We start from the raw sequence: 11818 nt of genomic DNA, 5'->3' as shown, positions 1-11818 counted from the left end.
CTCGGTCCTGAGCGGCGCGCGTCAGTACGCGAACGCGCGGTCGACGGCGTCGAGCACGCGGTCGAGGCTCGGCAGGTAGTCGTGCTCGATCTTCGCGACCGGGTACGGCGTGTGGAACCCGCCGACGCGCAGCACGGGCGCCTCGAGCGAGTAGAAGCACTCCTCGGTCACGCGGGCCGCGATCTCGGCGCCGGAGCCGAGGTACGTCGGCGCCTCGTGCACGACGACGCAGCGTCCCGTGCGCCGGACCGACTCGACGACCGTCGCGGTGTCGAGCGGGGAGATCGAGCGCAGGTCGACGACCTCGACGCTGCGGCCCTCCTGCTCGGCCGCGGCGGCGACTCGCAGCGCCGTGGCGACCGTCGGGCCGTAGGCGACCAGCGTGAGATCCGTCCCGGCGCGCAGGACGCGCGCCCGGTCGAGCACGCGCGAGCCCTCGCCCGCGCCGCCGAGGTCGACCTCGCCCTTCTCCCAGTAGCGGCCCTTCGGCTCGAAGAACAGCACGGGGTCCGGGGAGGCGACGGCCTCCTGGATCATCGTGAACGCGTCCTGGGGCGTGGAGGGCGAGACGACGCGGAGCCCGGCCGTGTGCGCGAACAGCGCCTCGGGGCTCTCGCTGTGGTGCTCGACCGCGCCGATCCCGCCGCCGTAGGGCACGCGCACGACGACCGGGACCTGGAGCTTCCCGCCCGAGCGGTAGCGCATCTTGGCGAGCTGCGTCGTGATCTGGTCGTACGCGGGGAAGATGAACCCGTCGAACTGGATCTCGCACACCGGGCGGTAGCCGCGCAGCGCGAGGCCGATCGCGGTGCCGAGGATGCCGGACTCCGCGAGCGGCGTGTCGACCACGCGGTCCTCGCCGAAGTCCTTCTGCAGCCCGTCGGTCACGCGGAACACGCCGCCGAGCGGACCGATGTCCTCGCCCATGAGCAGGACCTTCGGGTCCGTCTCGAGCGAGCGGCGCAGGCCCTCGTTGATCGCCTTCGCGAGGGTGAGCGTCTTCGTGGTGCCCGTGCTCATCGTGCGACCTCCTGCCCGGCGGCGGGCGTGCCGTCCGCCGCGAACGACTCCTCGTAGTCGGCGAACCACGCCTTCTCGGCCTCGACGACCGCGTGCGGCGTGCCGTAGACGTTCTCGAACATGCTCGACGACGCGGGCGCGGCGAGCGCCCGGGTCTCGGTGCGCAGGCGCTCGCCGAGCGCGTCCGCCTCGGCGGCGAGGTCGGCGGCGAACGCCTCGTCCCACGCGTCCTCGGCGCGCAGCAGCGCCTCGAGCCGGTCGATCGGGTCGCGCCGGCGCCAGTACTCCTCCTGCGCGCGCGAGCGGTACTTCGTCGGGTCGTCCGACGTCGTGTGCGCGCCCATGCGGTAGGTGAACGCCTCGACGAACGTCGGGCCGCCGCCGGACCGCGCGCGCTCGAGCGCCTCGGCCGTCACGGCGTAGCACGCGAGCACGTCGTTGCCGTCGACGCGCACGCTCGGCACGCCGAACCCGCCGCCGCGACGGTAGAGCGGGACGCGTGTCTGCTTCGTCGTGGGCTCCGAGATCGCCCACTGGTTGTTCTGGCAGAACAGGACTATCGGCGCGTTGTTCACGGCCGCGAAGACGAGCGCCTCGCTGACGTCGCCCTGCGACGTCGCGCCGTCGCCGAAGTACGCGACGACCGCCGTGTCGCGCTCCGGGTCACCCGTGCCGACGAGGCCGTCGCGCTGGACGCCCATCGCGTAGCCCGTCGCGTGCAGCGCGTGGGAGCCGATGACGAGCGTGTACAGGTGCACGTTGTGCACGGCCGGGTCCCAGCCGCCGTGGTCGACGCCGCGGAACAGCCGCAGGCGGTCGACCGTGTCGATGCCCCGCACGTGCGAGACGCCGTGCTCGCGGTACGACGGGAAGACGTAGTCCTGCGGCGCGAGCGCACGACCGGAGCCGATCTGCGCGGCCTCCTGGCCCTTCGACTGCGCGAAGAGGCCGAGCTCGCCCTGCCGCTGGAGCGCGGTCGCCTCGTCGTCGAAGCGGCGCGTGAGGACCATGTCGCGGTACAGACCGCGCAGCGCGGCGGCGTCGAGGTGCGCGACGCGCTCGCGGTACGGGTCGGTCTCGGGGGTCGTCACCCGGGTGCCGGCGGGCGTGACGAGCTGGATCAGCGGCGCGTCGTCGGGGCCGCCCGCCAGGTCGGGAAGGTCGGGGACCGTGCTCGCCGCGTCCCGGGCAGGTTCTCTCGCCTCGTGGTCCGTCACGCGCTTCTCCTTCGGTGCGGGCCGCCGGACGGCCGCCCGCTCGGGGGCAGGTGACGCCCGCGAGGGGCGTCGTCGTAACCTACGTCTCCGTAGCCTACGCAAGCGTAGGCTACGACCGCGTAGGTTCCGCTGCCGACGTGTCGCCCAACGTCCGCGGCAGCCTCTTGGAGGGAACCTCCAAACCGCACCGGCGCTCCCCCGCGCGGCGTCGGGACATCCCTACCGGGGGTAGACGCCGCCCGCGCGCAGGGCGTCGCGCTCGCGCAGGACCGGCCAGCGCGAGAACGCGAACACCAGGAACATCACGACGTTGAGGATCGGCACCAGGCCGACGAGGACCCACCAGCCCGAGTAGCCGGCCTTCTGGATGATCCGGACGTAGGCGATGAGGAAGATCACGGCCACGGCGACGTAGATCACGACCGCGGCCCCGCCGAACAGCCAGCCGTAGTCGTCGACGAGCTGGTCGTAGTCCACGTTGTCCATGGTCGCGAGTGTTCTCGCGGCGCCGGAGGTCGGCAACCGGAGCGGCGCGACTGTAGACCAACGTCAACACGAGGGGCTAGCCTGCGAGCATGGAGACCGTCGGGACGCGCGAGCTCAAGCAGAACCCTCAGGCCGTGATCCGCCGCGTGCTCACGTCCGGTCAGGAGGTCGAGGTCACCGCCTACGGGAAGCCGACCGGCGTCCGTCTGGTCCCCGACCACGGCTCTCGTCGTTCTCGGTGGATCCGAGGGGACGACCTCCACGGGATGGAGACCATGAGTCGCGAGAACGCTGCGGACCTGAAGACGGAGATCGAGCGGGAGCGCGACGGCGACGTCGTCGAGGACCCGTGGGGCGACCCGGCGTGATCGTCCTGCTGGACACGGACGTCCTGGTGGATCTCGGTACCTACCGGCTCGACCCGCAGGCGTCCTACGGGGCGAGCATCCTGTCCCGCGCCGAGCTCGAGCTCGGCATCCGCGCCGCGAGGTCTTCCGTCCAGGCCGCCGAGCGCCGTCGGCACCTCAACGCGCTCGACGACCGGTTCGACTGGATCGAGTTCGACCTCGACTGCACCCGCTCCTACGGGTTGCTCGCCGCTCAGGCGAAGGGTCGCGTCGCGGGCTCTCGCGTTCGCGGCAAGGACGCTCTTATCGCGGCGCAGGCGCATCGGCACGGCGCCGCGGTGATGACGGAGAACGTCGACGACTTCCGCCCGTTCAGCGAGCTCGTGCCGGTCCTCTCGCCGCGGCCGACCACGACCTGACGCGCTACCGCCAGGTCGCGCTCACACGCAGGAACAGATCGGTCGCCTCCGGCTCCCCGACGCTCACGCGCAGCCCCTCGCCCGCGAACGGGCGGACGATCGCACCGGCGGCGCGCGCCTCCTCGGCCCGCTGGACCGTGCGGTCGCCGAGGTCGAACCACACGAAGTTCGCCTGGGTCTCCGGCAGCTCCCACCCCTGGCCGCGCAGCCCCTCGACCAGGCGTGTGCGGTCCTCGACGAGGTGCTCGACGCGTGCGAGGAGCTCGTCCTGGGCCGAGAGCGACCTCAGTGCCGCGCGCTGCGCGACGTGGGAGACGCCGAACGGGGTCGACACGGACCGGATCCCCACCGCGAGCCGCGGGCGGGCGACCGCGTACCCGACGCGCAGCCCCGCGAGCCCGTACGCCTTGGAGAACGTGCGGAGCAGCACGACGTTCGGGTGCTTCGCGTAGAGGGCGAGGCCGTCGGGAGCCTGGGGGTCGCGCACGAACTCGAGGTAGGCCTCGTCCAGCACGACGAGCACGTCCGACGGCACCGCCGCGAGGAAGGCGTCGAGCTCGTCGCGGTGCACGACGGGCCCGGTCGGGTTGTTGGGCGTGCACACCAGGACGACCCGCGTGCGCTCGGTGACCGCCGCGGCCATCGCCCGCAGGTCGAGCCGCCCGCGGTCCTCCCCCGTCAGCAGCGGCACCTGGACGGACGTGCCGCCCGCGACCGCGACCGCGATCGGGTACGCCTCGAACGAGCGCCACGGGTAGACGACCTCGTCGCCCGGCTCCACGACCGTCTGCAGCACGTGCGCGAGGACGGCGACCGACCCGTTGCCCACGACGACCTCCGCCGCCGTCACGCCCAGGCGGTCCGCGAGCGCCTCGACGAGCTCGGTCGCGTACATGTCGGGGTACCGGTTGACGTCGGCCGCCGCGTCGACGATCGCGGCGACCACCGACGGCAGGGGCGGGTACGGGTTCTCGTTCGACGAGAGCTTGAACGCGGCGGCACCCGGGGCGACGCGGCCCCCGGGGACGTAGGCCGGCAGCGCGGCGACGGCGGGACGCAGGGGGACGCGGGGTTCGTGGGCCACGGTCATCGATCATGCCACCCGCGCACCCGGCGAGGGTGATATCTGCCGATCGCCCTGCGGACCCTGCGCGGCTCTCCCTATGATCGACTCCCGGCGACCGTCCGAGGACGAGGGGGCACACGACTCGATGAGCGCCGCCCGCGGAGAGGATCACGGAGCGCACCAGGTCCCGGTGCCCGGTGTCGTGGGTCTTCTGCGCCCGCGCCTCCTCGACCAGCTCGACGGAGCACGCCTCGCGCTCGTGGTCGCGCCCCAGGGTTCCGGCAAGACGACGCTGCTCGCCCAGGCCGCCCGGCGCGCCGCGACGGACGTGGTCTGGGTCCGTTGCGAGGCCGGGGAGACGGGTGGCACGGACGCGCCGCGCGTGACGGTGCGCACGCCTGCGCACCTCGCCGGACGGCTCGCGGAGGGCGACGCGCCGGGGCGGCTGGCGCACCTCGGCCGCGCGGCGCAGGACCCGTTGCTCGTGGTGGTCGACGACGCGCACCACCTCCTCGGCAGCCCGCTCGAGGACGAGCTCACGGCAATGCTCGCGCACGCGCCGCCGCACGTCTCGGTCCTGCTCGGCTCGCTGCGCGCACCGCCCCTCAACCTGGCGAGGGTCGAGCTCTCGGCGCCCGTCACCCTGACCGACGTCGCGCTGCGGTTCAGGTCGTGGGAGGTCGAGCGGCTGTACCGCGAGCTGTACGACGTCCCCCTCGACCCCGAGGACGTCGCCGCGCTCACGTGGCACACGGACGGCTGGGCCGCCGCCCTCCACCTGTTCCACCTCTCGGTCGCCGACGACCTGCCCGGGGAGCAGCGGCGGGCGATCCGCCGCCTCGACCACCGGCAGCGCTTCGCGTGGGACTACCTGCAGACGCAGGTGCTCCGCCCGCTGCCCGTGGACCTGCAGCGGTTCCTGCACAGCACGGCGACGCTCGACCTGCTCACGCCGCGCCGGTGCGACACCCTGCTCGGCGTCGCGACGTCCCGCGACACGCTGCGGCGGCTCGACCGGTCGACGACGCTGGTGCGGCCGGTCGGCGAGGACGGGTACCGCGTGCACCGCGTGCTGCGGCGCCACCTGGTCGCCGCGGTCGCGGACGAGGTGTCGGTCGCGCAGGCGCGATCGATCCACGCCCGCGCCGCCGAGGTCCTCGAGGCCGAGGGCGCGCTGCACGAGGCGCTGCGGTCCCGCGGTCGCGCCCACGACCTCGACGGCGTCAAGCGCCTGCTGACCCGGGTCGACCCCGGTACGCACGACCGGGGCGAGCGCGAGTGGGGCTCGGCGTTCCCGCCCGACCTCGTCGAGGCCGACCCGGGCGTCCTGCTCGGCCGGGCACGCGAGCTCGTCGCCGACGGACGGGTCGTGGAGGCCGGTGTCGTCGTCGGTCGCGCCACGACGCGCGACGGTGCGGACCCGGAGCACCTGGCCGCCACCCGTCGGGTCGTCGACGCGCTGAACGGGACGGCCGACCGCGTGCACACGCTCATGGACCCGCAGGGCCCGCGTCGTCCCGACTGGGTCCACCTCGTCATCGCCGCGACGGTGCGCGACCCGGGCGCGGTCGTGGCGCTCGCCCCCGCGTCGGTGCGGGGACGAGCGCTCGTCGAGGGGGTCGCGCGGCTCCTCGCGGGCGACCAGGCGCGTGCGCGCGACGCGCTGCGGAGCGCCGCGAACGACGTCGAGGCCGACGCCAACATGATGCTCCTGGCCCAGCTCTTCCGGGTCGTGTTCACGCGCGACCAGGACGACGGCGCGATCGCCGCGGCGCTGGACAGGATCCACTCCGAGGCCGAGCGTCGTGGACTCGTCTGGCTCGCGCGCATCACGCACGGGGTGGTCCTCGCGTACGACGACGATCCCGCCGCGCGGCACCAGGTGGCCCGGTGCGTCGCGTGGTGCGAGAGCGACGGCGACCGGTGGAGCGCGCTGCTGGTGGCCGGCGCCGAGGTCGTCGCGCGGTCGCAGCGCGGGTCGTGGGAGCCGGAGCACTGGGAGAGGCTCGCGCTCCGGTGCCAGGCGCTCGGCGCGGGGACGCTCGTGGCGTGGGCGCGGGGGGCGCTCGCCGTCGCGGCGGTGGACGCCGGGCTGCCCGACGCCGCGGACCTGGCCGCGCAGGCGGAGAGCCTGGCCCGGTCGGCGGACGTGCCGGGCGCGCTCGCGCTCGCCTACCTCGCGCTCGCCGGGTGCAAGCCGGCGCAGCGCGACGACCTGCTCCGCCTCGCGTCGTCGACGGCGCGGTCGATCGGTCTGGACGACCCGACCCGTCACGCCGGGCAGGCCCAGCCGGCCCAGCCGGCCCAGCCGGCCCAGCCGGCCGTGCCGATCGTGCCCACCGCGAGCACCGGTCCAGCCAGCTCGGCCCGGCCGGTCGCGACCGCCCTCGCGGCGCAGGACGACGCGGAGGAGACCAGGCCCACGGTGCTGCAGGTCGGCGACCGGGACCGCGTGGTCGTCGTGCGGTGCTTCGGGGCCTTCGACATCTCCGTGGACGGGCACCCGGTCGACCTCTCCGGTCTGCGGCCGCGGGCACGGCGGACGCTGCGCTACCTGTCGATGCGTGCCGGGCGCCCGGTCCACCGGGAACAGCTCGCCCAGGCCCTGTGGGGCGAGCTGGACCTCGGGTCCGCGATGCACAACCTGCACGTCAACATCTCCGCCGTGCGTCGCGCGCTCGAGCCCCGCGGCGCCCGGCGCGAGGAGGGTCTGGTCCGCCGCGACGGGGAGACGTACATGCTGCCGCTGCCGCCCGGGTCGGACTGCGACGTCGCGCGGTTCGAGCAGCGGCTGGCGCGAGCACGACGGCTCGAGCACGAGAGCCCGTCCGCGGCCGTGCGGGGGTGGCGGGCCGCCGTCGACGCGTACGGCGGGGAGCTCCTCCCGGAGGAGGGCGCCGCCGAGTGGGTGCAGCCGGAGCGGGAACGGTACGTCCTGCTCGCGGCCGGCGCCGCCGAGTCCCTCGCGGGCGCGTACCTGCGGAGGGACGAGCCGGACCGGGCCGTCTCCGCGGCACGGCACAGCATCGAGCTCAACCGGTGGGTCGACGCCCCGTGGCGGCTGCTCGTCGAGGCGCTCACCGTGCTCGGCGACCACGCGGCCGCGCTCCACGCGCGACGCGAGTACGACGCCGTGCTCCAGGAGCTCGGCGTGCGCCGCCCCGTCAGCCACGCCCCCGGAACTCGACCTCGGCGATCGCCACCGACGTCTCTGGGGTCGCGCGGAACGACGACACGATCGTGAGCCGGACCGCCGCGACGTCGTCCTCGACGACCTCGACGCTCTGCGGCCCGGGGACGTCGTCGAGCTCGACGCGCTGCTGCGCCGTGGAACCGTCCGCGCGGGTGACGGTGACGTCGAGCGTGCGCGGGCTCGAGCCCTGGAGGAACTCCTCCTGCACCGTCGAGGACCCTCCGGTGACGACCAGGTGGACGAGCCGGAAGGGCTGGTCGAACGTCAGGTCGACGGTCTGCCCGGCCCCGTCGCCCGGCTGCGCGGGAGACCACGCGAGGTCGTTCGTCCCGTCGACGAGGTGCGACGCCGGTCGGTCCGGGGCCTCGCTCGACGCGACGACCGTGACGGGGTTGTAGACCTCGTCGCCCTGGAGCCGGTCCTGCACGGTGGTGGCACCGCCCCCGATGGTGTCGCGCAGCTGGTAGCCCGCGAACCCGAGCCCGGCCAGGACGAGGAGCGCGACGACCGTCTTCGTGGGGAAGCGGCGCCGTCGCCGCGGGCGGGTGCCCGCCGTCGGCGCCGGGCGGGGGTCGGGGCGCCACAGCCGGCTCCACCACGACCGCCTGCCCTGGGTACGGGCGTCGGCGAGGCTCGCGCCGCACCGACGGCAGAAGTGCCGCGTCGCGACGTTCCCCGCGCCGCACGCGCCGCAGACGAGGTCGCCCGCCTCGGGCGGCGGCTCGGCCGGCTCGGCCGCGCGCGGCGCGGGCCGCGCGAGGGGCACGCCGGGGAGCACCGCGGCGGGCTCGCGGACGGGCGGTGGCTCGTGGGGCGCGGACGGCGCGGGGACCGCGGGCGGGGGCGGTCCGGCAGGGGCAGGTGCTCCCGCGAGGGCCGGCACGCCCTCGGAGGCCGGCACGCCCTCGGAGGCGGGCACGCCGTCCGGGACGGGTGCACCGTCGGGAGCCTGCCCGCCGCCCGCCCCGGCCGTCGTCGGAACCGACGCCGCCGTCGGCACCGACGCCGTCGGCACCGACACCGTCGACGGCGCGGCGACCGGGGGCGCCGTCTCCTCCCACTCCAGGTAGCCGCCGCAGGACCCGCAGAACGAGACACCCTGCTCGTTGGCCTGACCACAGGCCGGGCACGTCATCATCGGTTCTCCACCACCTCGAGCGTGTAGGGGACATGGACCGGACGGCACTGCGCGATCACGTCGTGCACGTGCCGCTCGTCGACCTCCGCGGGATCGTCGACCACGACGCGCACGTGGAACGACGGCCCGGCGGTACCGGGAAGGTCTCCGCCGGGGACGAGGGACGACGCGACGCCGCCCGTGTCGCCGACCTGGACCTCGCCGCCGGTCACGGTCCGCACCGCGTCGGCGACGCCGCGGGCCGTGCCGCGCAGCCGCTGGGTCCGCGCCGCGTCCGCGACGGCCGCACGGAGCCGGTCGGTGGCCCATCCCGGGTCGGCCTCCACGCCGACCCACCGCCCCACCCACTCGAGGTGGTCGCGCGGCGCGAGCCACGGGTCCACGTAGCACTCGAGGGTGTCGAGCGTGAGGAAGACGGGCGCGAGGGCGTCGTCGAACGCGCTGACGAACCGCCCGAGGAGGTCGTCGTCGAGGTAGACGCCCGGGAGCATCGACGTCACCGGGGCCGGGCTCGCGAGCCCGGCCACCGCGCCCCGCCGCGCCGGCCCGCCGGTCACGACGCCTCCACGACGCGGACCTGGTGCTGGTAGGAGAACGCCAGGGCGTCCCCCGCCACGTCGACGCGCTGCACGGGTTCGCCCCGGTCGCCGGTGATCGGGTCGGCCGCGAACAGCTTGACGTCCTCGACCGTCTCGACGCCCGGCACCCCCTGGAGCACCGCGAAGACCTCGCCCGCCCGGACGGCCCGGCCGAACGGCCAGCCCCGCCCGTCGCGACCGCCCCCGAGCGGGTCGACGTACGCGTTGAGCGCGCGCAGGGCGTCGCTCTCGAGCCGGGCCTGCCGGGTCCGCCGTCGTGCCGCGATCCGCGCGACCACGGTCACGCCCTGGTAGAACGGCGGCTCGACGAGCACCTGCGTGCCGAGCATCCGGCGCGGCTCGAGGTGCTCGACGATGCGGTCGAGGACGTCCGGGTCGGGGACGAGGTCCTCGAAGCGGCGCGTGCCGTCGTCGGCGGCGGGGACGGCGGGGACGACGAGGACCCGCACCGCCTGCGGCGCACCCTCCACGGGGACGCACCGCACCCGGGCCAGGTGGGGAGCGGCGTCGCGCGTCAGGTGCTCGTAGTCCTCGGCGGTGACCGCGCGGTCCCGCGTCCGCAGCGCGAGCGGCCCGCGCTCGCGCGCCTCGTCGACCGACTCGGCGTCCACGCCGCCGAGGGCCGGCCGGCGGTTCTCCACGCGGTCGACGAACCCGATGGTGCCGCGCAGGACGCGGACGGCCCCGGTCGCGACGTTGCCCGCAGGCCCGCCGCCGACCTGGTACTCCGGCACCCGCAGGAGCGCGCCCGACGGCGGCACCCGCCCGTGCAGCGTCAGCGTCCCGTCCACGTCGCGGACGGCGGGCGGGAGGTGGACCTCCCCCGCCGCCCGGTCGAGCGTGAAGACCGTGTCGTCGGGACCGGCCGCGGCGAACGAGCCGGTCTCGGTCCACGTCTCCCACCCCTCCCCGGTCGCCACCTCGAGCGTCGCCGGCACGGCACCCGCCACGACCGGGCGGCGCTCGAGCGCGAACGTCTGCCCGGGGATGCCCTCGGAGGTCCCCAGGACCTCGCCCGTGACCGTCTCGGCGTGCACCGCGCCGACCGTGCCGCCGATCGTGAACGCCTCGACGTCCTTCACGACCGGGGGCGAGCTGTACGCGCGGGCGCCCTCCTCGGGCTCGACGACGCGGCACCGGACCCAGCCTGCGCGCAACCCGTCCTGGACCGACGCGGAGTGGGCTGCGGGCACGTGCAGCACGACGTCGCCCGCGCGGTTGAGGCCGCCGGTGCCGTCGGAGTCGACGTCGCAGCGCACCCAGCGCTCGCCGGCCCACGCCTCCCAGACGATCGGGGGTCGGCGCGGGTCGACCCCCACGCCCTGGACGTCGCAGTCGAACCGCAGCACGACGGCGCACCCGGGCGCCGCGTCGTCGAGCCCGACGAGCAGCACGTCGCCCGGCGTGGGCGGCTCCCCGAAGCACGGGAACCGCTCGCCGGTCGTCACCGTCTCGGTGCGCCGGACGGGCGGCGCGAGGTCCGCCCGCTGCGTGAGGAGGTGCACCCGGCGGCGCGGCGGCACGACGAGCGGGCCGGTGGTGCGGAACACGACAGCGTCGTCCTGCTCGGTTCTGGGCGTCGACACCTCGGTGCCCGCCGGGACGACGACGGGCTCCTCCTGCGGCGCCGACAGCCAGAAGGAGACGTCGACCGTGGCGGCCGTCGCCGGGTGCAGGGACACGCCGAGGAGCTCGAGGAACGCGACGTACAGGCGGTCGGGCACCCGGTTCAGCCGGTACAGCATCTGGTCCGTCATGAACGCGAACGTCTCGATGAGGGTCACGCCCGGGTCGGACACGTTGTGGTCCGTCCACTCGGGGCAGCGCGCCTGCACCATCCGCTTCGCGTCGTCCACGAGGTCCTGGAAGCGGCGGTCGTCGAGGTTCGGGGAGGGCAGCACGTCACTCGCCCCCCTCGACCGCGGGCACGGTGTCCCGGGGGATCACGTAGAACGGGAAGACGAGGTTGCGCGGGTCGTTCGTGCCGCGAATCGCGTACCGGACGTCGATGTACAGCACGCCCTGGTCGACGTGGTCGAACCGCACGAGCACGTCGTGCAGCTCGATGCGCGGCTCCCAGCGGTCGAGCGCGACGCGCACGGCGTACGCGATGTCGCCGGCGGTCCCGGCGTCGGCAGGGGCGAACACGTAGTCGTGGACGGCGCAGCCGAACTCCGGGCGCATGGGCCGTTCGCCGGGCGCGGTGGCGAGGATCAGCCGGATGCTCTCCTCGATCTCCTGTGTCCGGCGCACGAGCGCGATGCGGCCCGTGCGGTCGGTCCGCAGCGGGAACGCCAGCCCGGCCCCGATGAACTCCTGCCCCACGGCTCCTC

Annotated in this window: 11 protein-coding genes; 3 read left to right on the top strand and 8 right to left on the bottom strand. The window is 75.1% G+C overall.

Going from position 1 to position 11818, the window contains the following annotated elements; translation table 11 throughout:
* Positions 1-21 precede the first annotated feature (21 nt).
* From V5D56_RS05690 to V5D56_RS05680, 3 genes are all read right to left on the bottom strand, one after another.
* A complete protein-coding gene (locus V5D56_RS05690; RefSeq protein ID WP_435738084.1) occupies positions 22-1020 on the bottom strand; it encodes an alpha-ketoacid dehydrogenase subunit beta in 999 nt (332 codons plus the stop codon).
* The gene (gene pdhA / locus V5D56_RS05685; protein WP_435738083.1) at positions 1017-2237 is read right to left on the bottom strand and encodes a pyruvate dehydrogenase (acetyl-transferring) E1 component subunit alpha; all 1221 of its coding nucleotides are present in this window, start codon (positions 2235-2237) and stop codon (positions 1017-1019) included. The genes V5D56_RS05690 and pdhA overlap by 4 nt, the downstream gene beginning before the upstream one ends.
* Before the next feature lie 219 nt (positions 2238-2456).
* Positions 2457-2723, bottom strand: a complete 267-nt coding sequence (locus V5D56_RS05680) for a DUF805 domain-containing protein (RefSeq protein WP_435738082.1) — start codon at positions 2721-2723, stop codon at positions 2457-2459.
* An 89-nt stretch (positions 2724-2812) separates the two neighbouring features.
* Between V5D56_RS05680 and V5D56_RS05675 the strand changes: the two genes are divergently transcribed.
* A complete protein-coding gene (locus V5D56_RS05675) occupies positions 2813-3091 on the top strand; it encodes a type II toxin-antitoxin system Phd/YefM family antitoxin (RefSeq protein WP_435738081.1) in 279 nt (92 codons plus the stop codon).
* Positions 3088-3489, top strand: coding sequence for a PIN domain-containing protein (locus tag V5D56_RS05670; RefSeq protein WP_435738080.1), 402 nt, complete (start codon positions 3088-3090; stop codon positions 3487-3489). The genes V5D56_RS05675 and V5D56_RS05670 overlap by 4 nt, the downstream gene beginning before the upstream one ends.
* Positions 3490-3493: 4 nt before the next feature.
* Here V5D56_RS05670 and hisC read toward each other — a convergent pair whose 3' ends face one another.
* Positions 3494-4573 (bottom strand): histidinol-phosphate transaminase, encoded by a 1080-nt coding sequence (hisC, locus tag V5D56_RS05665; RefSeq protein WP_435738079.1) that lies wholly within the window; start codon positions 4571-4573, stop codon positions 3494-3496.
* 184 nt (positions 4574-4757) lie between these two features.
* On the opposite strand from hisC, the gene V5D56_RS05660 reads away from it, so the two are divergent.
* Positions 4758-7799 carry a BTAD domain-containing putative transcriptional regulator gene (locus V5D56_RS05660; RefSeq protein WP_435738078.1) on the top strand — a complete coding sequence of 1014 codons (3042 nt, stop codon included), beginning with the start codon at positions 4758-4760 and terminating at the stop codon, positions 7797-7799.
* Here the strand turns inward: V5D56_RS05660 and V5D56_RS05655 are convergent.
* The 4 genes from V5D56_RS05655 to V5D56_RS05640 are packed head-to-tail and all read right to left on the bottom strand — an operon-like array spanning position 7720 to position 11810.
* Positions 7720-8883 carry an NADase-type glycan-binding domain-containing protein gene (locus tag V5D56_RS05655; protein ID WP_435738077.1) on the bottom strand — a complete coding sequence of 388 codons (1164 nt, stop codon included), beginning with the start codon at positions 8881-8883 and terminating at the stop codon, positions 7720-7722. The two genes, V5D56_RS05660 and V5D56_RS05655, sit on opposite strands and share 80 nt — an antisense overlap.
* Positions 8883-9443 (bottom strand): phage tail protein, encoded by a 561-nt coding sequence (locus V5D56_RS05650; RefSeq protein WP_435738076.1) that lies wholly within the window; start codon positions 9441-9443, stop codon positions 8883-8885. Before V5D56_RS05650 ends, V5D56_RS05655 begins: the two co-directional genes overlap by 1 nt.
* Positions 9440-11386 (bottom strand): putative baseplate assembly protein, encoded by a 1947-nt coding sequence (locus V5D56_RS05645; protein ID WP_435738075.1) that lies wholly within the window; start codon positions 11384-11386, stop codon positions 9440-9442. The genes V5D56_RS05650 and V5D56_RS05645 overlap by 4 nt, the downstream gene beginning before the upstream one ends.
* Before the next feature lies 1 nt (position 11387).
* On the bottom strand, positions 11388-11810 hold the full coding sequence (locus V5D56_RS05640; RefSeq protein ID WP_435738074.1) for a GPW/gp25 family protein: 423 nt from the start codon (positions 11808-11810) through the stop codon (positions 11388-11390).
* Positions 11811-11818 lie beyond the last annotated feature (8 nt).

The organism is Cellulosimicrobium sp. PMB13 (genome assembly GCF_051294865.1).
In the GTDB taxonomy this organism is placed as follows: domain Bacteria; phylum Actinomycetota; class Actinomycetes; order Actinomycetales; family Cellulomonadaceae; genus Cellulosimicrobium.
Note: the sequence above shows the minus strand (reverse complement) of the source record. Positions and strands in the feature narration are given on the sequence as shown.

Bases quoted from the DNA above. Each gene is read 5' to 3' on its own strand.
- V5D56_RS05655 (WP_435738077.1), bottom strand. From the start codon at position 8,883: ATGACGTGCCCGGCCTGTGGTCAGGCCAACGAGCAGGGTGTCTCGTTC.
- V5D56_RS05690 (WP_435738084.1), bottom strand. From the start codon at position 1,020: ATGAGCACGGGCACCACGAAGACGCTCACCCTCGCGAAGGCGATCAAC.
- V5D56_RS05680 (WP_435738082.1), bottom strand. From the start codon at position 2,723: ATGGACAACGTGGACTACGACCAGCTCGTCGACGACTACGGCTGGCTG.
- V5D56_RS05675 (WP_435738081.1), top strand. From the start codon at position 2,813: ATGGAGACCGTCGGGACGCGCGAGCTCAAGCAGAACCCTCAGGCCGTG.